Annotated in this window: 15 protein-coding genes, 1 tRNA gene, 3 rRNA genes and 1 pseudogene; 9 read left to right on the top strand and 11 right to left on the bottom strand. The window is 42.9% G+C overall.

Annotation, left to right across the window (positions count from 1 at the left end; genetic code table 11):
• The 4 genes from AAC852_RS09180 to rrf all read left to right on the top strand — a co-directional run.
• A 16S ribosomal RNA gene (locus tag AAC852_RS09180) occupies positions 1 to 1,021 on the top strand; the annotation flags it as partial.
• 80 nt (positions 1,022 to 1,101) lie between these two features.
• A tRNA-Glu gene (locus AAC852_RS09175) sits at positions 1,102 to 1,177 on the top strand.
• 189 nt (positions 1,178 to 1,366) lie between these two features.
• Positions 1,367 to 4,272 (top strand): 23S ribosomal RNA (locus AAC852_RS09170).
• Positions 4,273 to 4,383: 111 nt separating this feature from the next.
• A 5S ribosomal RNA gene (gene rrf, locus AAC852_RS09165) occupies positions 4,384 to 4,499 on the top strand.
• Positions 4,500 to 4,607: 108 nt separating this feature from the next.
• Here rrf and AAC852_RS09160 read toward each other — a convergent pair.
• The 4 genes from AAC852_RS09160 to AAC852_RS09145 form a co-directional block, all read right to left on the bottom strand.
• A complete protein-coding gene (locus AAC852_RS09160; RefSeq protein ID WP_340620762.1) occupies positions 4,608 to 4,961 on the bottom strand; it encodes a YfiM family lipoprotein in 354 nt (117 codons plus the stop codon).
• A 119-nt stretch (positions 4,962 to 5,080) separates the two neighbouring features.
• Positions 5,081 to 6,439 carry a CDP-diacylglycerol--serine O-phosphatidyltransferase gene (gene pssA / locus AAC852_RS09155; protein WP_340620761.1) on the bottom strand — a complete coding sequence of 453 codons (1,359 nt, stop codon included), beginning with the start codon at positions 6,437 to 6,439 and terminating at the stop codon, positions 5,081 to 5,083.
• A gap of 212 nt (positions 6,440 to 6,651) precedes the next feature.
• On the bottom strand, positions 6,652 to 9,294 hold the full coding sequence (locus AAC852_RS09150) for a bifunctional acetate--CoA ligase family protein/GNAT family N-acetyltransferase (protein ID WP_340620760.1): 2,643 nt from the start codon (positions 9,292 to 9,294) through the stop codon (positions 6,652 to 6,654).
• Between the two features lie 115 nt (positions 9,295 to 9,409).
• Positions 9,410 to 10,087 carry a tRNA-uridine aminocarboxypropyltransferase gene (locus AAC852_RS09145; protein WP_340620759.1) on the bottom strand — a complete coding sequence of 226 codons (678 nt, stop codon included), beginning with the start codon at positions 10,085 to 10,087 and terminating at the stop codon, positions 9,410 to 9,412.
• Between the two features lie 134 nt (positions 10,088 to 10,221).
• Here AAC852_RS09145 and AAC852_RS09140 point away from each other — a divergent pair, with 134 nt between their 5' ends.
• The 3 genes and pseudogenes from AAC852_RS09140 to AAC852_RS09130 all read left to right on the top strand — a co-directional run bounded on the left by AAC852_RS09140 (position 10,222) and on the right by AAC852_RS09130 (position 13,843).
• Positions 10,222 to 11,241, top strand: a complete 1,020-nt coding sequence (locus AAC852_RS09140; RefSeq protein WP_340620758.1) for a tRNA/rRNA methyltransferase — start codon at positions 10,222 to 10,224, stop codon at positions 11,239 to 11,241.
• A gap of 433 nt (positions 11,242 to 11,674) precedes the next feature.
• A pseudogene (locus AAC852_RS09135) lies at positions 11,675 to 13,493 on the top strand (IucA/IucC family protein).
• 110 nt (positions 13,494 to 13,603) lie between these two features.
• Positions 13,604 to 13,843 carry a hypothetical protein gene (locus AAC852_RS09130; RefSeq protein ID WP_340620757.1) on the top strand — a complete coding sequence of 80 codons (240 nt, stop codon included), beginning with the start codon at positions 13,604 to 13,606 and terminating at the stop codon, positions 13,841 to 13,843.
• A gap of 155 nt (positions 13,844 to 13,998) precedes the next feature.
• On the opposite strand, the gene emrB is transcribed toward AAC852_RS09130, so the two are convergent.
• From emrB to proV, 7 genes are all read right to left on the bottom strand, one after another.
• Positions 13,999 to 15,540 carry a multidrug efflux MFS transporter permease subunit EmrB gene (gene emrB, locus AAC852_RS09125; protein ID WP_340620756.1) on the bottom strand — a complete coding sequence of 514 codons (1,542 nt, stop codon included), beginning with the start codon at positions 15,538 to 15,540 and terminating at the stop codon, positions 13,999 to 14,001.
• 15 nt (positions 15,541 to 15,555) lie between these two features.
• Entirely contained in the window at positions 15,556 to 16,743 is a 1,188-nt protein-coding gene (gene emrA / locus AAC852_RS09120) for a multidrug efflux MFS transporter periplasmic adaptor subunit EmrA (protein ID WP_340620755.1), read from the bottom strand.
• Positions 16,744 to 17,005: 262 nt separating this feature from the next.
• A complete protein-coding gene (mprA, locus tag AAC852_RS09115) occupies positions 17,006 to 17,533 on the bottom strand; it encodes a transcriptional repressor MprA (protein WP_340620754.1) in 528 nt (175 codons plus the stop codon).
• A gap of 129 nt (positions 17,534 to 17,662) precedes the next feature.
• Positions 17,663 to 18,142, bottom strand: coding sequence for a hypothetical protein (locus tag AAC852_RS09110; protein WP_340620753.1), 480 nt, complete (start codon positions 18,140 to 18,142; stop codon positions 17,663 to 17,665).
• 205 nt (positions 18,143 to 18,347) lie between these two features.
• Positions 18,348 to 19,388 (bottom strand): glycine betaine/L-proline ABC transporter substrate-binding protein ProX, encoded by a 1,041-nt coding sequence (gene proX, locus AAC852_RS09105; protein WP_340620752.1) that lies wholly within the window; start codon positions 19,386 to 19,388, stop codon positions 18,348 to 18,350.
• Between the two features lie 15 nt (positions 19,389 to 19,403).
• A complete protein-coding gene (gene proW / locus AAC852_RS09100; RefSeq protein WP_340620751.1) occupies positions 19,404 to 20,501 on the bottom strand; it encodes a glycine betaine/L-proline ABC transporter permease ProW in 1,098 nt (365 codons plus the stop codon).
• Positions 20,491 to 21,693 (bottom strand): glycine betaine/L-proline ABC transporter ATP-binding protein ProV, encoded by a 1,203-nt coding sequence (gene proV / locus AAC852_RS09095; protein ID WP_340620750.1) that lies wholly within the window; start codon positions 21,691 to 21,693, stop codon positions 20,491 to 20,493. Before proV ends, proW begins: the two co-directional genes overlap by 11 nt.
• Before the next feature lie 755 nt (positions 21,694 to 22,448).
• On the opposite strand from proV, the gene AAC852_RS09090 reads away from it, so the two are divergent.
• Together AAC852_RS09090 and cspE are read left to right on the top strand one after the other, a co-directional pair.
• A complete protein-coding gene (locus AAC852_RS09090) occupies positions 22,449 to 22,934 on the top strand; it encodes a methylated-DNA--[protein]-cysteine S-methyltransferase (RefSeq protein ID WP_047683160.1) in 486 nt (161 codons plus the stop codon).
• Between the two features lie 187 nt (positions 22,935 to 23,121).
• On the top strand, positions 23,122 to 23,331 hold the full coding sequence (gene cspE / locus AAC852_RS09085; RefSeq protein WP_045969514.1) for a transcription antiterminator/RNA stability regulator CspE: 210 nt from the start codon (positions 23,122 to 23,124) through the stop codon (positions 23,329 to 23,331).
• Positions 23,332 to 23,356: the final 25 nt, after the last annotated feature.

The following is a 23,356-nucleotide window of genomic DNA, read 5'->3' as shown; positions in this document are numbered from 1 at the left end:
AGCCGCGGTAATACGGAGGGTGCAAGCGTTAATCGGAATTACTGGGCGTAAAGCGCACGCAGGCGGTCCATTAAGTTAGATGTGAAATCCCCGGGCTTAACCTGGGAATGGCATCTAAGACTGGTGGGCTAGAGTCTCGTAGAGGGGGGTAGAATTCCACGTGTAGCGGTGAAATGCGTAGAGATGTGGAGGAATACCGGTGGCGAAGGCGGCCCCCTGGACGAAGACTGACGCTCAGGTGCGAAAGCGTGGGGAGCAAACAGGATTAGATACCCTGGTAGTCCACGCCGTAAACGATGTCGATTTGGAGGCTGTGCCCCTGAGGTGTGGCTTCCGGAGCTAACGCGTTAAATCGACCGCCTGGGGAGTACGGTCGCAAGATTAAAACTCAAATGAATTGACGGGGGCCCGCACAAGCGGTGGAGCATGTGGTTTAATTCGATGCAACGCGAAGAACCTTACCTACTCTTGACATCCAGCGAAGCCTTTGGAGACAGAGGCGTGCCTTCGGGAGCGCTGAGACAGGTGCTGCATGGCTGTCGTCAGCTCGTGTTGTGAAATGTTGGGTTAAGTCCCGCAACGAGCGCAACCCTTATCCTTTGTTGCCAGCACGTTAGGGTGGGAACTCAAGGGAGACTGCCGGTGATAAACCGGAGGAAGGTGGGGATGACGTCAAGTCATCATGGCCCTGACGAGTAGGGCTACACACGTGCTACAATGGCGGATACAAAGAGAAGCGACCTCGCGAGAGCAAGCGGACCTCATAAAGTCTGTCGTAGTCCGGATTGGAGTCTGCAACTCGACTCCATGAAGTCGGAATCGCTAGTAATCGTAGATCAGCATGCTACGGTGAATACGTTCCCGGGCCTTGTACACACCGCCCGTCACACCATGGGAGTGGGTGGCAAAAGAAGTCGGTAGCTTAACCTGCGGGAGGGCGCTGACCACTTTGTGATTCATGACTGGGGTGAAGTCGTAACAAGGTAACCGTAGGGGAACCTGCGGTTGGATCACCTCCTTAACCTATGAGGGTGAACTGTGAGTGTTCACACAGATTGTCTGATGAATGTAAGACGAGCAGCGTCTGCGAAGCGACTTGAAGTCCCCTTCGTCTAGAGGCCTAGGACACCGCCCTTTCACGGCGGTAACAGGGGTTCGAATCCCCTAGGGGACGCCACTTTGCTCAGGCGCCGGGTGAAAAGCGGCGCCAGCAACGGTATTGTTAAGCGGGCTTGAAAGCCGGTTTAGCAATACCAGCTCTTTAACAATCTGGAACAAGCTGAAAATTTGAAACACTCAGTAGATGTCAAATGACAACTATTGAGGAGTCTCTCAACTCCAGTCCGAAGACTTCTTCGGGTTGTGAGGTTAAGCGACTAAGCGTACACGGTGGATGCCTAGGCAGTCAGAGGCGATGAAGGGCGTGCTAATCTGCGATAAGCGCCGGTAAGGTGATAGGAACCGCAATAACCGGCGATACCCGAATGGGGCAACCCAGTGCAATCCGTTGCACTATCCTGGCCTGAATTCATAGGGGCAGGAGGCGAACCGGGGGAACTGAAACATCTCAGTACCCCGAGGAAAAGAAATCAACCGAGATTCCCCCAGTAGCGGCGAGCGAACGGGGAGGAGCCCAGAACCTGCATCAGTCTGTGTGTCAGTGGAAGCGTCTGGAAAGGCGCACAGTAAAGGGTGACAGTCCCGTACACGAAGAGACACAGGCTGGGAGTTCGACGAGTAGGGCGGGACACGTGGTATCCTGTCTGAACAGGGGGGGACCATCCTCCAAGGCTAAATACTCCTGACTGACCGATAGTGAACCAGTACCGTGAGGGAAAGGCGAAAAGAACCCCGGCGAGGGGAGTGAAAGAGAACCTGAAACCGTGTACGTACAAGCAGTGGGAGCACCTTCGGGTGTGACTGCGTACCTTTTGTATAATGGGTCAGCGACTTATATTCTGTAGCAAGGTTAACCGTTTAGGGGAGCCGCAGGGAAACCGAGTCTTAACGGGGCGCGAAGTTGCAGGGTATAGACCCGAAACCCGGTGATCTAGCCATGGGCAGGTTGAAGGTTGGGTAACACTAACTGGAGGACCGAACCGACTAATGTTGAAAAATTAGCGGATGACTTGTGGCTGGGGGTGAAAGGCCAATCAAACCGGGAGATAGCTGGTTCTCCCCGAAAGCTATTTAGGTAGCGCCTCGTGAACTCATCTCCGGGGGTAGAGCACTGTTTCGGCTAGGGGGTCATCCCGACTTACCAACCCGATGCAAACTGCGAATACCGGAGAATGTTATCACGGGAGACACACGGCGGGTGCTAACGTCCGTCGTGAAGAGGGAAACAACCCAGACCGCCAGCTAAGGTCCCCAAGTCCTGGTTAAGTGGGAAACGAAGTGGGAAGGCTCAGACAGCCAGGATGTTGGCTTAGAAGCAGCCATCATTTAAAGAAAGCGTAATAGCTCACTGGTCGAGTCGGCCTGCGCGGAAGATGTAACGGGGCTAAACCAGGCACCGAAGCTGCGGCAGCGACATATTAATGTTGCTGGGTAGGGGAGCGTTCTGTAAGCCGCTGAAGGTGAACCGTGAGGTTTGCTGGAGGTATCAGAAGTGCGAATGCTGACATAAGTAACGATAAAGCGGGTGAAAAACCCGCTCGCCGGAAGACCAAGGGTTCCTGTCCAACGTTAATCGGGGCAGGGTGAGTCGACCCCTAAGGCGAGGCTGAACAGCGTAGTCGATGGGCAACAGGTTAATATTCCTGTACTCGGTGTTACTGCGAAGGGGGGACGGAGAAGGCTATGTCATCCGGGCGACGGTCGTCCCGGTTTAAGCGTGTAGGTGGGATAACCTGGCAAATCCGGTTATCTGTAACACTGAGGCGTGATGACGAGGCACTACGGTGCTGAAGTGACAGATGCCCGGCTTCCAGGAAAAGCCTCTAAGCATCAGGTAACAGTGAATCGTACCCCAAACCGACACAGGTGGTCAGGTAGAGAATACTCAGGCGCTTGAGAGAACTCGGGTGAAGGAACTAGGCAAAATGGTGCCGTAACTTCGGGAGAAGGCACGCTGGCATTAGGTGAAGGGACAGGCGCCCGGAGCCAAAGCCAGCCGCAGATACCAGCTGGCTGCAACTGTTTAATAAAAACACAGCACTGTGCAAACACGAAAGTGGACGTATACGGTGTGACGCCTGCCCGGTGCTGGAAGGTTAATTGATGGGGGTTATCCGTAAGGAGACGCTCTTGATCGAAGCCCCAGTAAACGGCGGCCGTAACTATAACGGTCCTAAGGTAGCGAAATTCCTTGTCGGGTAAGTTCCGACCTGCACGAATGGCGTAATGATGGCCAGGCTGTCTCCACCCGAGACTCAGTGAAATTGAACTCGCTGTGAAGATGCAGTGTACCCGCGGCAAGACGGAAAGACCCCGTGAACCTTTACTATAGCTTGACACTGAACATGGAGCCTTGATGTGTAGGATAGGTGGGAGGCAGTGAAGTGTGGACGCCAGTCTGCACGGAGCCATCCTTGAAATACCACCCTTGAATGTTTGATGTTCTAACGCCGGCCCGTTATCCGGGTTGCGGACAGTGTCTGGTGGGTAGTTTGACTGGGGCGGTCTCCTCCCAAAGCGTAACGGAGGAGCACGAAGGTCAGCTAATCACGGTCGGACATCGTGAGGTTAGTGCAAAGGCATAAGCTGGCTTGACTGCGAGCGTGACGGCGCGAGCAGGTACGAAAGTAGGTCTTAGTGATCCGGTGGTTCTGTATGGAAGGGCCATCGCTCAACGGATAAAAGGTACTCCGGGGATAACAGGCTGATACCGCCCAAGAGTTCATATCGACGGCGGTGTTTGGCACCTCGATGTCGGCTCATCACATCCTGGGGCTGAAGTAGGTCCCAAGGGTATGGCTGTTCGCCATTTAAAGTGGTACGCGAGCTGGGTTTAGAACGTCGTGAGACAGTTCGGTCCCTATCTGCCGTGGGCGCTGGAAGATTGAAAGGGGCTGCTCCTAGTACGAGAGGACCGGAGTGGACGCACCACTGGTGTCCGGGTTGTCATGCCAATGGCACTGCCCGGTAGCTAAGTGCGGAAGAGATAACCGCTGAAAGCATCTAAGCGGGAAACTTGCCTTGAGATGAGTCTTCCCTTATCCCTTGAGGATACTGAAGGGCCGTCCGAGACCAGGACGTGGATAGGCTGGGTGTGTAAGCGTTGCGAGACGTTGAGCTAACCAGTACTAATGTACCGTGCGGCTTAACCTGACAACACCGAAGGGGTTTTGCGGGTTTTGAGAGAGAAGAAAGCGCAGGTTTCAGATAAAAGAGCGCCCTGAAACGGGGCGTCAGCTTGTTCGGGATTGAACACAGGATTTGTCTGGCGGCAATAGCGCGGTGGTCCCACCTGACCCCATGCCGAACTCAGCAGTGAAACGCCGTTGCGCCGATGGTAGTGTGGGGTCTCCCCATGCGAGAGTAGGGCACTGCCAGACATCAATTTGATAGAGAAGCCATCCTTAACCGGATGGCTTTTTTGAGCTATGAGAATAGAAAAATATTCTTTTAATTTAAGAAAATAGTTCATAAATATAATTATCAAACTATTTCAAAGATTGATACAAGCTATAACCAGTTATGGCTCCCACCATATCGTAAACAAAGTCTTGCCAACTCCATCCTGTACCAGAAGGACGACTATCATAAAATTCTTTTGCTGCACCAAGACTAATTGACAGTAACATGCCGAATTGTGCACTTTCCCGATGTTTCCAGTTTTGGTGATCGCCATAAGCGTTTCCTGCGGCGGCTATTACGGCAGAAAATAGAAAATGCTGCGCTTTGTCTCTACCTGTCCAGGTATCATTGGCCTGATACATATTCGAACAAGCAGTAATGGATAAGAGAGAAAATGTTATTAATACATTTTTGATTTTTTTAGTAATAGATTTTTTCATTGTAATTTACACTATTGTTTATAATTTAATAAATAATAGCGATTTGATAAATAAGATACAAAAATCCCTTCTTGTAGTAAGTAAGAAGGGATTAATATTTTTGATAATTATTTATCTACTTACAATATTCTGCTGATTAATCTATCAACACGGATACGACGTAAACGACGTATTAATTTACGAACTTTGACAGGATAAAGTTGTATACTATCCAATTCCTGATAATTATTGATGATTTTTGTATGAGAGCGAATGCAATTTAGTTCTAAAGAGCGTTGTGTGTGCATCTTCTGATGAGGATCATGAATAAGAATGGCATTTTCCAAATCAAGCCCCCATGCACGTGGATTGAGGTTATTACCTGTAATCAATTGCCACTTGTTATCAACCCAGATACCTTTTAAATGATAGGTATTATCTTCGTCTTTCCATAATCGGATAGTTAATTGCTGGCTATCGATAAAACGTTGTAGCCGATTGGTGAAACGGCGTAAGTTAATCTCATACAGATAGGGTAAAGCACCAATAATCTTAAAAGGCTCTTCCGGTGGAATATAAAAATCATTGGCTGTTTTATCTCCAATGATAATCTCAACCTGTTTCCCCTGCCGCAACAATCTTGCAATAGAACGAACCAATACTGCTGGTAAGTTGAAGTAAGGGGTGCAAATTACTACTTTCTTTTCTGTACTGGCGATCAGATGGCAGATCGTCTTATTCAGAGGATTCTTTTTGCCCAATCCAACAAGTGGTGTTACTGCAAGTTCGTCATTTGAAGCCTGATTTTTGACATGATATGTAGCACTACGCAAGGCAGTGCGGAATTGTTTGATAAAGTTTTTAATTTCAAGGCTACGAGGTCGAGCTCGGGTGGCCAAATTATTGACTGCATCGGCAGAAATAATGTTGTCGTCAATAAACTGCTTCATGATAGCTGCGAGTTTAGCATTGCACAGTAAATGATAACGATCGTAGCGATATTTTTCGTGGCGGTGTAAGTAGACGTTATTAATACTGGCACCACTATAAATCACAGTATCGTCAAAGATAAAGCCTTTTAGGTGCAAGACGCCTAACGCTTCACGGGTATTTACAGGAACACCAAGAGTGGGAATATGAATACCAGGATATTTTTCAGCCATAGAACAGTACCAATCTGCGTTTGTTACAGTGGCTTCTGCACCAATACGACCGCGCTGGGCCCGATGCCAGTCGACCAGAATTTTGATATCCAGTTCAGGCCGCTTTTGCTTGGCTTCATATAGTGCTGTTAAAATATCTCGTCCAGCGTCGTCATGTTCTAAATATAATGCGGCGATATAAATATGCTTTTTAGCGCCTGAAATGCGTTCCAGTAAGGTGCTGCGAAACTCTTTAGACTGATAAAGGGTTTCAATGTCAGCAACTGACTGCGGTAATTTAGGCAGTTGTGCAAGGTGTTGTTGGTGTTTTGCTTGTTTAAATTTGGACAACATCACAGTGCGATTTTTCTCTTAGTTTAGATGGTTGGCGTTCCATCGTAATGTTATGAATCAAAATGATCCGGTGATAATACCATTAGTTTGGTCAATTGTGAGTATGAATTAACTTTCTATTGCTGATTGCTTTAAGTCTGTGCGATCCATCACGAAGTGAGGACTCGGTTTGAGACTGTCTTTCACTATTCTTATTTACCTTAAGGTTTTGACGGCTAAAGTTTTAAGACAAGATTGACAATCCCCTCTTCTAATTGAATATCGATGGTAAAGCCCAGTTTTTTGGCAAGTTGGATCATATTACGATTTTCTGGCATGGTGATAGCGGTTAGTACCTGAATGCCATGTTCTTTTGTGTAGTGGATTAATTTGGTCATGAGCTGATATCCTAACGTAATCCCTTTCAAATCTGATCGCACTAACACAGCAAATTCTGCTTCGATATTATCCGGATCAGCCATAGCTCGCGCGACACCAATAATTTCTGGTTTGGTTGTTGGATAGCGTATCGCAACAAACGCCATTTCACGGTCATAATCAATTTGGGTCATATTGGCGAGGTCATCGTGAGTGAATTCACTGATCTCACTAAAATAGCGATAATAAAGATCTTCCTTCGTTACCTGTTCGATAAATTCTTTTAGTAATGGTTCATCTTCCGGCAGAATTGGGCGCAGTAAACATTCAAAATCATCTCTGATATAAATGGTTTCTTCCAGTTCATTAGGATAAGGACGAATTGCCAGTCGATTTTGGTGATCATTAGTGATGGGTGTTAATTCCATTGTTACATCCAATAGGGTGAATTCACTGCCTGATGCCAATAACGGATGGATATGCATGCGAGTGATTTGAGGGCAATCAATCAGTAAATTGGATACTCTAACCAATAATTGACTTAGAGCAGGGATATCCAATGGTTGCAGTGAGCCTCCAGATTTTATTTTACCTCCTTTAATAGCCTGAATGACCAAATAACGAGCCAACGCCATATTGAGAGGCGGTAGAGCGACGGCAGCCTGAGTTTCATTAACCCAATCTATGCCACCTTCTCCAAGCATAATTAAAGGGCCGAATATCTCATCTTGTTCAATGGCAACTCTCAACTCTTGCGCACCAGCTCGATTTGCCATATTTTGAACTAATAAACCATGAATTCTGGCTTGTGGAAAGTTTTGTTTCACACGTTCAATAATGGCCTGAGTTGCTGTCTTGACTTCTCCGGCATTACGCAGATAGAGCATGACCCCTTGAACTTCTGATTTGTGAGGAATATCGGGAGAACGCAATTTCAGTGCTACAGGATAGCCAATTTTTTCCGCAATATTGACTGCATCATCACTGGAGTGAGCAATCCATGTAGGTAAGGTATTTAGGCCGTAGGCTTCAAGAATAGATTGCACTTCATGGGTATCTAGCTGAGTATTGCCACTATTGAGGGCTTGCTGGATGCAATCGTGAGCGTGTGCAGTATCTGATGTAATGCCTATTGGCAGGGCAGGAGTTTCTTTGAGTTGTTTTTGGTTACGTTGATATTCCACCATATGCATAAAAGCTGTCACTGCGCCTTCTGGTGTACGGTAGGTTGGAATACCCGCTTCACTGAATAACCGCCTCGCTTCTAATGAAGAATATTCACCACACCAATTAGTAAAGATTGTGAGCCATTTTCCACGAGGATGTTCTTTAACAGCCTTAATGACGTTAACTGCTGTTTGCATGCTATGGGAAATGGCACAGGGAGAATGAATCAACAGTAAGGCGTCATAGCTACGACTGTCTAACAGTAGTTTTAGAGCAGCGATATATTGTTCAGTTGATGAACTATCTCCCAGATCCAGAGGGTTACGTAAGAGTTGTGCTTCAGGCAGTACTTCAGATAATTTAACAATCGTTTCGTCTTCCAGAACCGCTAGTTTACCGGTTCTCCTGAGGAGTTCATCCAGCGCCATAGCAGCAGGTGCGGCTCCATTACTGACAATTAGCAGGCGTTCTCCACGTAACGGACGCATAAAGCTTAATGTTTCCACGGCAGAAAACATTTCATGTGTATCCTGTACACGCAGTAACCCTGCCCGTTGAATTGCTGCGTCATAGGCTACATCGAAATTCTGTTGCTCTCCCAGTAATTGTTGAGCCTTGCGGGTACGACTACTTTTTACAACCAGAATTGGTTTATTGCGTGATGCACTTCGTGAAGCAGAAAGAAACCGGCGAGCATCGTTAATGTGTTCAAGATGCAGTAGAATCGCGCTGGTCTTCCCATCCCGCGCTAAAAAGTCGAGCAGATCATCAATATCAATATCAACACTATCACCCAATGCAATGAAATAAGAAAAACCAATATTGCGATGGTTCGCCCAGTCTAGAATCGTATTGGATATTGCCGCTGATTGTGAAATAAATGCCAGCTTTCCCTTGAGAATAGGAATAGGCGAGAAACTGGCGTTCAATCCGATCCACGGCGCCAAAATGCCGAGGCTATTAGGGCCGAGGATCCGGATATGATATTTTTGGCTATATTGTTTCAGTTCAGCAAACTGTGACGCTGGTGATGAAAGAATGATAACGGTTTTACAGCCCAGTTTGGTTAATTGCTCCAATAATGGCAAATTGCGACTGTGCTGAGTACATATGACAGCCAGATCGGGAGTTAATGGTAATTTATCGATAGAAGGATAAGCCAGCACACCGAGAACAGCGTTTTTATTAGGTGTGACAGGAAGAATCGGCCCCTTGAAGCTTCCAGTTAACAAATTCCGCATCAATGTTGAACTGGCTTTTTCGGGTTTTTCAGACGCCCCAATAACGGCAATAGATTTGGGATGTAACAATGCTTCAAGTCCACGCTGGCTCATTTTTTATCTCCTCATTAACTGTCATTGAATAAATAATTACTTCAATAAACAATCACCTTTAATTGAACCATTTCTATGAATAACTTTAGCTGTGATTGACAAGAATTACTGTGACTTACTCCGCCGGATGATTCGATTTTCCTGCCAGATATTGTTCACGAAATTGATTGAAATGGGCGAGTAATTGTTGTGAAGCCTCAAGATCATTAGCCAGTTCCAGTGCGGCGGCGGCAACTTCCGCAGTACAATGTTGCTCTTTTCTTGATGGCATCCGGAGTAAATAATCCATTTTAGCAATACTGTTGATTGATAATAGAGGAATATCATCCAAGTATGGGCTTTTGCGAAACATTTTTCTTGCTTCAGGCCAAGTTCCATCCAATATAATAAACAGAGGTGCTTTCTGATTATCTGGCAGTTGTTGATACACAATACGAGGTGGTGTGGCATAACTTTCCGGAAAGATCAGATAAGGTTGTCGCGTTGGATCACGCAGTATTTCAAGCATGCGTTGATCAGGCTCGGTTCTTGACCAGAGAAAGGCATCAGTATCAGGTAGAACATCTGCAATTAACTTACCTGTATTGCTGGGCTTCATAGGTTCAGTATCAAACATGATGAGGCAAAAGCGGCTGGCCGCTTTTACGGGTGAGATTTTTTCACACAGGCATCTTTTTTGGGGCAATAAACAATAAGTGCAACGCTGAACTCGGCAGCCTCTTGCTTGAAAAGGACGGGTAGAGCGGGACAGGCGATGTTGGCGAAGCTGATAAACGGCGTTGTTATTTCTCATTTAAGAACTCAAAAATGTTCATGAATAAAACCAGTAGAAAATTGGCGGATATTTTAATGGATTGTCGTTGCCAGAGGTAGCTTCGGGCGCGAACATCGGGTAATCTTCGCGCCATAGCGAAGTTGGAGAAATAAATGAACGATTCCTATAGTGGTAAAAGTGGCAAAGTCAAAGTGATGTATGTCCGTAGTGAGGACAAGAGCGACAGCCGTAATAATAACGATCGTCGTAACAGCAATAACCGTCAGTCTGGCAAAGGACGTGAACAAGGAGGCAGACGACGTGACAATGAACGCCCTCAGCGTTCAAAAGATCATTCCCCCTGGAGAACGGTTTCCCGCCCAGTAGGGGAAGAATCAAAACCTGATCATGGCGGTATTAGTGGTAGAAGTCAGATTGACCCTGAACAGCTCCGCCGTCAACGGTTGGAAGAAACCCGTATCTATGGTGAAAATGCTTGTCAGGCAATGTTTCAAAATCGTCCAGAAGCCATTGTCAGGGCATGGTTTGTCCAGTCGGTAACTCCCCGCTTCCGTGACGCTCTGAAATGGATGGCGGCAAATCGTAAGGCTTACCATGTAGTCGACGATGAAGAATTGAGCAAAGCATCAGGAACGGAGCATCATGGAGGTGTCTGTTTCCTGATCAAAAAGCGTAATGGTCTGGAGGCAAAAACTTATTTACAGCAAGCACCAGCGAAAGATTGTGTTCTGGCATTAGAAAGTGTGGGTAACCCGCATAATCTCGGTGCAATTATGCGTAGCTGTGCCCACTTTGGTGTACAGGGTATGATATTGCACGATACAGCGATGCTCGAATCTGGTGCGGCAGTCCGTACTGCTGAGGGGGGAGCTGAGCACGTAAAAGGTATTGATGCTAATGATTTTACAATCACGCTGAGTCAATTCCGCGATGCTGGTTACACTATCGTAACTACTTCAAGCCATAAAGGAAGCACAAAGCTGACAGAAGCCAAGCTTCCTGAAAAAATGGTTTTGGTATTAGGGCAGGAAAGTGATGGTTTGAGTGATAGCATCTGGGAGGATGGTGACATCCGTCTTTCGATTGGTGGTACGGGTCGAGTAGAAAGTCTGAATGTCTCTGTTGCTACAGGTATTATGCTAGCGGAATGGTGGCGCCAGAATAAAGTTTAATAAATAATTTAATATGGTTTTTTTGTAAATAAGGCTCTGGTTTTTCAATCAGAGCCTTATTTATAAGGGAAAGTATCAATCTATTTGCAAGCATGATAAATATTTCATAATTGTAAAATTAATATTTTATATATTTAATTATTTTGTTTGTGTAAAATAATAGTTTTTATTAAATGGCGGAAATTCATTCCTGAAATTTACCTAATTGTCTTAAATCATCTCTTTTCATTGGAATTTACTTAAGATCTTTATATTTTTATGGTTGTTAATAATAATGATTTTAATTATCATTTGATGAAGTATGTTAGTGAGCCACAGTTAATACCCAAGAGCTGGATAGAAATATTCTGGATTATACAGATTATCACTCCGCAAATCATGCTCCTCATCGGCATAGCGTGTGATATTGGATATGAATGAAGGGATTTATTGAATGACTTCTCTGTACACCAAAACTGAATTAGGTTCCCAATCCTCTCATCTCACCAAGGAAAATTGGTCACATGCAAATCGGCATCTCGTAGCTAAAATATTGCGTGAATTGTCTCATGAAAAACTGATCTATCCAGTACATCAACAAGGGCAGTCTTATGCCATTGAAATTGGGAATTTTGAATACCATTTTCAGGCTCAGGATTACCAACTAGAACATTTAGATATTGATGCCTCATCAATCGAAAAATTCAACTATGGTCAACCACAATCATTGGATGCAATTCAACTGATCATTGATTTGTATTCATTGCTGGGCATATCAGAAAAGATGCTGCCTATTTATCTTGATGAGATATCCAGCACACTTTATGGATATGCTTTTAATCATCTGAATAATAGATTGACAGCACAGGATTTAACCCAAGCGGATTATCAGGCTGTGGAAACGGTAATGACTGAGGGCCATCCTGTTTTTATTGCCAATAACGGTCGTATTGGTTTTGACTCAGAGGATTACTTGCAATATGCGCCAGAAAGCGCAAATCCGGTAACATTAATTTGGATCGCTGTGCATCGCAATAAAACTGTTTTCTCAGCATTATTCTTCATCTTCGCTTTCTTATTCTCAACTTCTGGCGGAGGAACTGGAAAAATACTTGCCAGCCCAGTTTGAACGATATATGCAAAAATTGGGATTAAATTTGTCAGATTATTATCTGATGCCAGTGCATCCTTGGCAGTGGAAGCATCGTATTACCATCAGTTTTGCGGCAGATATTGCTAATCAAGATATCGTTTATCTCGGTGAGGGTAACGATCGTTATCTGGCTCAGCAATCTATCCGAACGTTTTTCAATATTAGCCAGCCTAAGAAAAATTATGTGAAAACAGCTCTATCTGTACTCAATATGGGGTTTATGAGAGGCTTGGATCCCCATAGTATGGTAACAACACCACAAGTTAATGAATGGCTTTATCATTTGGTAGCAGAAGCTACTTTCTTTTAGGAGAAAGGATTTACTATATTACGCGAACGGGCGGCGATGGGGTATTTTAACTATTATTTCGAATCAGCTATCAAAAAAAACAACCCACATAAAAAAATGTTGTCAGCATTATGGCGAGAAAGCCCAATGACAATCTTGGAACAGAAGCAACGTCTGATGACAATGGCGTCGTTGTTACATGTTGATAGAGAAGATAACGCGGTCATTGCTGCTTTGGTACAAGACTCTGGTTTATCTGTAGAAACGTGGGTAGCTCGCTATCTGGATGCTTATCTTTCACCATTACTACGTTCTTTCTTCACTTATGATTTGGTCTTTATGCCACATGGTGAAAATCTGATGTTAGTGCTGGAAAACAATATTCCAGTGAAAATGTTGATGAAAGATATTGGTGAAGAAATTGCCATTTTGAATGGAGACCTTCAATTACCTGAGGAGATTGATTTTCTACATGTCACTATTCAGGATGATATGAAGATTAACTATATATTCCTTGATGTTTTTGATTGTTTCTTTCGTTATTTGAGTCCCTTATTGCAAAAACATCTTACATTGTCAGAAACCCATTTTTGGGAATTAGTTGCTCAGTGTGTTTATAACTATCAATCACAACACCTGAACCAAATAGAAAAATTTCGCCAATTTGATCTATTTAAGCATGACTTTGTACGTACTTGCTTAAATCGATTGCAAATGGCGAATAACCAGCAAATGATTGATCTTGATGATCGAGAAAAAAATCTGAAATTTGCTGGAACATTAGTTAATCCCCTTCATGCATTTCGGGAAAAATATTCCGTCACGGTTTAGAGCAAACGGTTTAGAACAATTAGTTGAGAACAAACGGTTTAAAATAGTGAGTGACGGAAATACATAAGGTCAACATAACAATAAATTATTTTGATAACAGGATGAATCGAGTGATAAACCCAATTTTGCAACGAAATCATTTAACCAAGAGAAAAGCCCTTTCTGTTTTAATTCCACTGCTTCTTGCAGGGAATCATTCGGCAATAGCAGAAGAAGCTCAAGGGAAAAACGATAAAATTGTCGTAACAGCAGCAAATTCAGAGCATGAAGGGGTAACTGAAGACAGTGGCATGTACAACACAACCTCAATGGTGACATCAACGGGTTTAAATTTGTCTTATACCCAATAGATTTCACGCTCCATCGCGGCGGTAAGGGAATGAATTTACACAGCCAAAGGCTGGCCTCCGGTGAGAAACAGGAGCCTCTCATTATCCCCAAGAGTATAGATAATAAAGAACCCGACTGGCATCGGGTTCTTTTTAAACAAGAGGATAAAATAGAGTTAGTGTGCTCCTCCATTCCCCTGGTTTCCTGCACCAAAAGGGGGTTTTGCCATCCAGACTAGCAATGTCAACGTCAGGAATATGCCTGCGGAAAACCAAAAAATTTCATTAGCTGAAATAATCAGTCCCTGATGAGTGATCTCCTTTGCCAAATAAGCTGAAATTTGTTGGTCATTCATACCTAGTTGGGAGAGTTGTTGATAAGTTTGCTGATAATTAGGGTTATACGGATTGATATTCTCCGTAAAGTGTGAATGGTGAACGGCCTCACGTTGTGTCCACATTGTGGTTGTGATGGAAGTTCCAATTGAGCCTGATAATATGCGGGTAAAATTTGACAGACTGGAAGCTGATGCCATGCGCTCTGGCCCTAAACCTGACAAAGTTATGGTTGTCAAAGGCATAAAGAAGCAAGCTATAGCGAGTCCCTGTACGAATTGAGGCCATGCCGCAGTAGCGAAATCCATTCCTGATTCAAAGGAATATGCCCGCCAATAGAAACAGACAGTATAAGTAACGAAACTGAATGTTACGATCAAACGCATATCGATTTTATGACCATATTTGCCAATGAGGGGGGAAAGTAACAGAGGTAACAACCCTATCGGAGCAGCAGCAAAGCCAGCCCATGTTGCGGTATAACCGAATACTTCTTGTAGTAACTGTGGCAACAGGACGATGCTACCGAAGTACAGCATGAAGGAGAGACTGATACTGAGTGTACCGATAGTAAAGTTACGCTCTTTGAATAATGATAGATCGATAACAGGGTGTTCATCGGTTAATTCCCATACAATTAAAAACGATAATGAGATAACCGCTATAATTGTCAGGACGATAATTTCAGTGGAATTGAACCAGTCCAGCTCTTTACCCTGATCAAGCATAATTTGTAGACAACTGACACCAACGATCAGCAGAATTAATCCTACCGTATCAATAGGATGAATTTCGATTTTAGTTTCCCGTCCTCGTAAGATCTGCATTGAGACAAAAATAATACCGATACCAAGAGGTATGTTAATAAAGAAAATCCAGCCCCAATGATAGTTGTCACTGATATAACCACCCAGTATCGGGCCACAAATAGGTGCGACCACGATCATCACAGACCAGAGTGCCAATGCCATATTTCGTTTGGCAGGGGGATAGTTATTCAACAAAAGGCTTTGACAAAGTGGAAGGACTGGCCCTGCGACCAGCCCCTGAATGATACGAAATACAATCAACATCTCAAGGCTGTTGGAGATGCCACACAGCCATGAGGAGAAGGTAAAGAGTGCGGTAGACCAAATAAACAGTTTGACCTCTCCAAACCGCTTTGCCAACCAACCGGTAATAGGAATGGAAATGGCGTTTGCAACACCAAAAGAGGTGATGACCCATGTTCCTTGAGAATTTGATGCACCTAAATTTCCTGCAATTGTCGGTATGGCAACGTTAGCAATGGTTGAATCCAAAACCAACATGAAAGTAGCCATTGCGAGGGAAATGGTCAGTAACGCCAGCTTCGCGCCTGTAAGTGGTTCTCGTGTCACCATGACTTCCCCTTATGACTAATTATTTGAGTTACTATTAATGATGTCAGTAACTATTTTATTTGCAGGAGACATGTCTATCATTAGGGCATTCGTGTGATAGGCGGGTTTGATACGTTCAGTGGTTGGCAAAGTCATTCCATTGGTATCTGCCGTATCGACAATCACTTTTGTCGACAGGCCAATACGCAGAGGATATTGCTTCAGTTGTTCTGGTTCAAGTTCAATGCGAACGGGCAAACGTTGAACAACTTTGATCCAGTTTCCACTGGCATTCTGAGCTGGTAGCAGAGAAAAAGCACTCCCTGTTCCCATATCAAGGCCAACAACTTTACCTGTATAGACGATGCCATCACCGTAAAAATCGCTGGTAATTTTTGCCGGTTGTCCGATCTTCATATTGGAAAGTTGGGTTTCTTTAAAATTGGCGTCAATCCACATATTAGTGGCTGGCACGATAGCCATTAAAGGTGTACCCATATTGATGCGTGAGCCTATTTGTACATTACGACGAGAAACATATCCATCTACAGGGCTGACAATTTTCGTTCTTTGCAAGTTTAACCAGGCATCACGAACCCCAGAAGCCGCTTTTTCTACAGCAGGTTGTTTTTCTAACGGTGTATTTAAAATGACAGCTTGATTACTATTGTACTGCTCGATAGCCACATCCAGATCAGCCTGGGCAAGTGCAACACTTTCATATGAATGTTGTAGTTCTTCCTGACCAATAGCATCTTGTCTGCCAAGTATTTTTCTTCGGTTGAAATCATTCTGCGCTTTTCTAAGAACAATCTTTTTCTGTTCAATGATCGCTTGGTACTTCTTGCTATCAACCATCTGTTGGTGAGTTTTCCGCACGGCGGTAGCCAGTTCATTTTCTGCTTTTGTCAGAGCGAGTTCAGCATCTCTGGGATCAAGCTGTATCAAAACACTACCGCTTTTTACAAAGTCGGTATTATCAAAATAGATAGTGGTGACACTACCCGTGACTTGAGACATGACTTGTATTTGATTGCCTGCTACATAAGCGTTATCTGTTTCTTGTTGATGGCGCGAAAAGGTGAGCCAGTAAACAGTATAGATCGTACCGAGGATTAAAAATAATAATATAATAAAAATCAATATATTGTGACGTTGATGTTTTTTATTCTTTTGCTGACGATTTAAAGTTGGTGACAAAGGACTTTCCTCACTAAGGCTCATAGTGAATCTCCGTATATTTCTTGTTCGTATTGCTGAATGGTGTCCACATCATAAAGACCACTCATTTCCAGTAGCGTGGGTTACACTACTGGAAAAGATGGGCTATATGGGATTGATTATTATCTGAGGATAATAGTTAGCCATATGACATATCATCGGCCATATGACATACCAAATGATACTGGCTAGCAGAAAAGTTTTTTTAGGTCATGTTGCCATATTGTGATTTTTCGGGATCCGGTATTGTTCATGGAGAATACAATCACTTTTTCAAACAATCCCCGATGTTATCCAATTGTGCCAACAATTTTCTCATCAATTTTTCTAACTGTTTTTGTTCCTCCAGATCAAGGGCAGACCAAAGTTTAACCAGGCACTCATGCTGAGGTGGAAGTAAACTATTCAAGAAATTTGTACCTTTTTCTGTCAGATGAAGATGGAGACAACGGCGATCGTTGTGGCTCTCTTTTCTTTCTATCCAGCCTTGCTTCTCTAATTCATCAGCAATTCGAGTTGCGTTTGTGCGAGAGGAACCCAACGCCGCACTAAGTTCTGATGGCTGAATGCTACGACTTTCTTTGGTATCCAGGATCATCAGTGCCATAAACAAGGTTTCATTGATTCCTTGCGCTCTCAGCATGTTATTACGATTTTCCAGCATCTTACTCTGGACATGCATCGATAAGCGGGTGAGTAATATCTCTTGATAGGGCAAACTTTTGTTCAACTCTTTTTGCTGTGCAACACGGCAATTAAGCAACTCTTCTGTGGGAGTGAATGAACTTTCCATTGTTTAGATACCTTATTAGTTTCAACCGGTAAAGTAACTTCTGCGAAAAACCATACAAATACTATATTAAAAGTTAAATTTAGCAATTATAGTTATTTATTATCATCATATTTCTTTTAATATTGATACCTAATTCATAAATACCTTGAATGTTAATCCAAAAATGGCTGATCTGGATAGTGTAGAAAAGATGATGCTGCGCGTTTTATAGAAGAATACATAGCTGATAAAACAGCCAATTAAAGTCGAAAAAAGCTTATTGTGCTCCTGTATCACAACAGGGATACCTGCAACGATCAGAAGCGAACAAATTGATACGACTCCAATACTGCCCAGAACAATACCTATCTTGCCTATTTTTTTACCCGCAGTTCGATTAGCTTTGGCAAAAATTTCACCGGTTAACCCGAAAGCCCAAGTTGTAGCCTTTTTGCCTGATATTACTTCAAGAGAAGTGAATCCCGATTTGATGGCACTGAGGCCAAATGTGAAGGAGATAGAAATATAGCTAATGGCAAGACTATCAAAAATACCCTTGATGAATGAAGAGCACTTGCTTGGTATTGCGGGGGCATTTATCGCTGTGCCAGATGTTAAGTTATCGGACACAGGGGTATCAGGTATCGACATAGGGTAATTTATTTTTTTGTTAATAGTAAAACAACATTAACAAAATATAATAAAATTGAAAATATGAAATGTCTAAATTATTTAACAAATATTATTTAGAACAATGATTTTGATCGAAAAATAGAGTCATTAGGTAATTGAGGTGTTGATTTGTTAATAAATTTATGTGTGATTGTGATAGAGGCTAAGACGAAGCGGCTTTTTGCTTCGCAGCTTTTCTGGCTTCATCAAGCCAGCCATCAAAGGTTTTCTGGTGTGCATTAATCCAGCCGTTGGCATGATGTTCAATATCCTCTTCGGAGTTTTTCCCAGTATGCATACGCATATTTTGTGTGTTGATATCTGCAACAGATAGTTGCATGACAGCAAAAAGTGCCGCCGCCGCTGGGTTTTTTTCAGCCCAAATTCGGTTCGCCACGATATGCATAGAACTGGGAGGAAAGCCATAATTGAGGCCATTTGGCAATTGAGTATCAATTTCACCATCTTCATTGAGGGCAGAGAAAGGAACTTGTAGCCATACCACATCTTTTCCGGGTATTAGAACATCACTGACCCAATAAGGCGTCCATGTGTAGTAAAAGATAGGCTTACCTTCACGGTAACGGGCGATAGCATCTGCCATCATGGCGGTATAGTTTCCCTGATTTTGCTCCACGGTATTTTCTAAACTATAAGCCTTTAATTGATAGTTTATCACTTTTTCGCATCCCCAGCCGGGGTTACAGCCAGTCAGGTCTGCTTTATCGTTTCCACTGCTGTCAAATAACTTAGCCAGTTTTGGATCTCGTAATTGGGCAATATTATTGATGTGATATTTTTCGGCTGTTTTCTTATCGATCAGATATCCTTGAACAGCATTTTTAACGAAGGTTCCCTTACGGTAGAACGTGTTATCACCACCGGCAGCTTTGTACTGTACATTATGAAGAGGGACCCAATTGACCGCCATAAATGTGGCATCACCTGAGGCAATAGTGGCATAGGCGACGTTATAATCGACTTCTTCGATTGGTTTTACATCATAACCGAGCTTTTCTAAAGCCTTGCAGACAATTAACGTCTGGAATGTTTCTTCACCAATGGTACTTTGTAAAGGTTGCACACTGATACCTTTTCCGGGAAGTTCCGTGGTAGCTAACGACGTGCTTGTTAATAATATCAGATTGAATCCTAAGATAATTTTCTTGTTTATGAGCGTTTTAAGTCGGGTTGTGATTAGCATGATTTTCTCCTGTTATTAATCTGTTTGACTATCCTGATGTTGAGTATTTTTGTGGTGGGTTAGTTTTTGCAGGGATAACAACTTAATTAACAATCCTATTGGCCCTGTGTGATACCAGCATCTGTTATTTCTGGTGCGGATATTTCTTCCCAAAGATTGAGTTAAGCGATCAAGGATAATGGCAAGGATGACAATACCCGTCCCACCAACTGCGGCTAGTCCGATATCAAGACGACCGATCCCCCGCAGCACCATTTGTCCCAAACCACCAACAGCGATCATTGAAGCAATAACAACCATGGATAGCGCTAACATTAATGTCTGGTTTACACCAGCCATAATTGTTGGCAGAGCAAGGGGAAGTTGGACTTTGAACAACATTTGACGTGGACTGGCACCAAAAGATCTTGCGGCTTCAATCAGATCTAGCGGGACCTGTTTGATCCCTAAAATGGTCAGGCGAATAATTGGGGGTAAGGCAAAAATAATTGTTACCATGACACCCGGTACGTTCCCAATACCGAATAGCATCACAATAGGCACGAGATAAACAAAGGCAGGTGTTGTCTGCATTGCATCCAATAGGGGGCGGATGATCCCGGCTGTTCGGTTACTGCGTGCTAGCCAAATCCCGAGCGGTAGCCCAATAAGGACACAAAACAGCAAAGCCGTGAGTACCAGTGCCAATGTGATCATCGCTTGAGACCATGCCCCGATGGCACCAATAAAGCATAATGAAATTAAAGTGAGTCCGCCTATGCCAGCACCTGCTAGCTGCCATGCCAGAAATGTCAGGAAAAGTATCGTGATGGGAGCTGGCATTGACATCAAAAATTGCTCAAATCTGTTTAAGATAAAATCTACCGGAATACGTATTCCTTGGAAAAAAGGCCGGAAGTGCAAAACGATCCAATTAATGGCATGGGTGACCCACGAATCAAATGGGATGAGTGTATGCTGAAAAGGTTCCATGATATTAAAATGCCCCTGTGAGATATTATCTGTAGGGGTATCCAGCCAATTTGTATTTGATAATGAATCGCCTGTGGTGCTGTTCCAGGGATCACTTAATGTTGTCTGATCGGGTGTTGATTGCGGCGTATTATTGCTCATTTGGCGTCTCCTTATCTAAAGCTTGCAACAGTATTCCTTTGGAAATAACACCCAAATAACGATGATCATCACCCACGACAGGAACGGCACAAGGAGATTGAGCTACGATGGATATCAGCTCATTCAATGGCATATCTGCTGGAACTGCGGTTAGCTCTGTCAGGATAGCGTGTTCGATAGGATATTTCTTTTCCAGTGTATCTTGCAGGGAATCGACTGAAACTACCCCAATAAATTTCTGACCTTTGTCGATCAGATAGCCATAGTTTCGGTCTCCATCCTCCAGTATTTTCAAAGCTGAGCGAGGTCCAAAACCTACTGCAATATGGAGTAATGCTTCTGGCCGACGACGAGCGACATCTTTTGCTGAAAATACTTGACTGATATCCACTCCCCGAAAGAATGCCTTAACATAATCATTGGCAGGATTATTTAAGATCTCATCAGGTGTTCCCACCTGAACAATAATCCCTTCCTGCATGATGGCAATGCGATCACCAATACGGATTGCTTCATCCAGATCATGGGAAATAAATATAATTGTGCGTTGGTGTTGACCTTGCAGGCGTAATAACTCATCCTGCATTTCTGCACGAATAAGAGGATCAAGGGCAGAAAAAGCCTCATCCATCAATAAAATATCAGGATTATTGGCGAGCGCTCTGGCTAATCCAATACGCTGCTGCATACCACCCGATAACTCATCCGGGTAAGACTTAGTGTAGTTTTCCAGATTGACTTGTTTCAGGGCTTCGAGAGCTTTTTGCTGGCGTATTTCTTTGGGAATACCAGCAAACTCCATACCGAAAGCCACATTCTCCAGCACATTTAAATGTGGCATGAGCGCAAATGATTGGAAAACCATACTGATTTTATTGCGACGGATTTCGCGTAATTGAATGTCTGAAATTACAGAGATATCCTGCCCATCGATAATTACCTGACCTTTGGTCGGTTCTATCAGGCGGTTGAGAAGGCGTATCAGTGTGGATTTTCCTGAGCCGGACAGGCCCATAATCACAAATATCTCGCCTTCTTCGATGACCAAATTAGCATTTTGTACGCCAACTGCCATACCAGTTTTTTTAAATATTTCTGCTTTATTGTAGTTGGATTCTAATAACTTAACCGCTTGCTTTGGATGGTCACCGAATATTTTATACAGATCTTTAACTTCGAGTTTAATTGTCATGTAATAAATATTTAGCTTTGTGAAAAGGTATACTCTCTTTAATTGCTTACTTCAGATAATCTGCAGATATAACCCAAGCTATACTTGGGATGATTTGGACACGTTGAGATATGTTGACAACTTCCAGAATATAATTATTAACTAAAAGATAAAGCTTTTTACAGATAAATGTCTACATTTTTTACTTAATTTTAACTTTCGTTGTAGGAAGGTTGACTTAATAAAAAAAAAATTATTACCGTCATAAAGATAGAGCAAAGTAAACTTTTGTGGGATTTATCTCTTTTTGCCTTTTTTATCGTGTGGCTACTTTGAAAAAATTTATTGTCTATAATTGTAGGGTAAGAACATTTTGGTAGATTTTATGATGGATAAGATTACCCACAATCCAACTGTGTTTGCCATAAATTATCACTCTTCTGGTAAAATTCTTTATTGATCTACGCACTTATCGAAGAATGAAAACGCGTATTTAAGCATTACAATACGGAAATCTCTTTATGAGAAGAGTACTATATATGGTGGGTTTTTCGATGCTTTTATCTATATATGGTATTTTTATCTTTTTTGAATGAATGCTGCCAAAAGTAAGATGTTATATCTTATTGGTAATCCTATGATTTTTATTATCAGAAGGCGGTATGGTTTCTTTATCAAATTGTCAGATGTGTAACTGAATTCATCATTGCAAAGTGATGAAAGAGAGACTTAGGCTAGTATAGAAATATTAACAATAAATTAAATGGAGGTAGTTTATGTATCACCATTACCTGAATACTCCAGAAGGTTTTCCTAAACCTTATGTACACATCACTGCGAACGATGAAGGAGTCACTAGTATTTATTTTGTTAATGAAAAGAAAGAACTGGAATCTAAAAATGCTATTACTAAGCAGTGTGTAAAAGAGCTACAGGAATATTTTAAAGGAAAACGTCAGATATTTACGGTTCCTTTGAGTATGCAAGGAACTGAATTTCAGCAACGTGTCTGGCAACAACTCTGTAATATCCCATTTGGTGAAATGTGGAGTTACAAACAATTAGCATTGACGTTGGGTTCGGTAAATTATTGTCGTGCAGTCGGTATGGCAAACTCACGTAATCCGATTTCACTGATTGTGCCCTGCCATCGGGTAATTGGGCATGATGGTAAGTTAGTCGGATATACAGGTGGGCTTAATATTAAGGAGTGGTTGCTGGAGCATGAAAAGAAAAAAAAGACGAAAATTAAACCAATCTAGAATGAAACGCCAATTAATTTGTGAAATGATGATTGGAGTATAGAATAAATTAATGAAATTAAACAAAACGTGCGTTTTGTACATTTTGTCATATGTTTCGTGATCTAGGTTGCAGACAGTGAACTATATTATTTGTTGTACTGTATGTAGCATGGAGTTTGTGTATTTTTTATTAAAGGTAAGTTTGATGTCTAAAATTAAAGGTAACGTTAAGTGGTTTAACGAATCTAAAGGATTCGGTTTCATCACTCCAGAAGATGGTAGTAAAGATGTTTTTGTACACTTTTCCGCCATTCAATCTAACGGTTTCAAGACATTGGCTGAAGGCCAAAAAGTTGAATTTGAAATCACTGAGGGTGCGAAAGGTCCATCTGCTGCAAACGTTGTCGCGATCTAATTTCTAATCCCATATTCTTAAAACC

The sequence above is a fragment of the Xenorhabdus siamensis genome (assembly GCF_037996745.1).
In the GTDB taxonomy this organism is placed as follows: Bacteria; Pseudomonadota; Gammaproteobacteria; order Enterobacterales; family Enterobacteriaceae; genus Xenorhabdus; species Xenorhabdus indica.
The sequence above is the reverse complement of the archived record's forward strand: the minus strand, read 5'-3'. Positions and strand labels throughout refer to the sequence as shown.

What these genes read in the sequence shown, in the direction of transcription:
- cspE (WP_045969514.1), top strand. Translation starts at nt 23,122, where the DNA reads ATGTCTAAAATTAAAGGTAACGTTAAGTGGTTTAACGAATCTAAAGGA.
- emrA (WP_340620755.1), bottom strand. Translation starts at nt 16,743, where the DNA reads ATGAGCCTTAGTGAGGAAAGTCCTTTGTCACCAACTTTAAATCGTCAG.
- proW (WP_340620751.1), bottom strand. Translation starts at nt 20,501, where the DNA reads ATGAGCAATAATACGCCGCAATCAACACCCGATCAGACAACATTAAGT.
- AAC852_RS09150 (WP_340620760.1), bottom strand. Translation starts at nt 9,294, where the DNA reads ATGAGCCAGCGTGGACTTGAAGCATTGTTACATCCCAAATCTATTGCC.
- proV (WP_340620750.1), bottom strand. Translation starts at nt 21,693, where the DNA reads ATGACAATTAAACTCGAAGTTAAAGATCTGTATAAAATATTCGGTGAC.
- proX (WP_340620752.1), bottom strand. Translation starts at nt 19,388, where the DNA reads ATGCTAATCACAACCCGACTTAAAACGCTCATAAACAAGAAAATTATC.
- emrB (WP_340620756.1), bottom strand. Translation starts at nt 15,540, where the DNA reads ATGGTGACACGAGAACCACTTACAGGCGCGAAGCTGGCGTTACTGACC.
- AAC852_RS09160 (WP_340620762.1), bottom strand. Translation starts at nt 4,961, where the DNA reads ATGAAAAAATCTATTACTAAAAAAATCAAAAATGTATTAATAACATTT.
- AAC852_RS09140 (WP_340620758.1), top strand. Translation starts at nt 10,222, where the DNA reads ATGAACGATTCCTATAGTGGTAAAAGTGGCAAAGTCAAAGTGATGTAT.
- AAC852_RS09145 (WP_340620759.1), bottom strand. Translation starts at nt 10,087, where the DNA reads ATGAGAAATAACAACGCCGTTTATCAGCTTCGCCAACATCGCCTGTCC.
- AAC852_RS09090 (WP_047683160.1), top strand. Translation starts at nt 22,449, where the DNA reads ATGTATCACCATTACCTGAATACTCCAGAAGGTTTTCCTAAACCTTAT.
- mprA (WP_340620754.1), bottom strand. Translation starts at nt 17,533, where the DNA reads ATGGAAAGTTCATTCACTCCCACAGAAGAGTTGCTTAATTGCCGTGTT.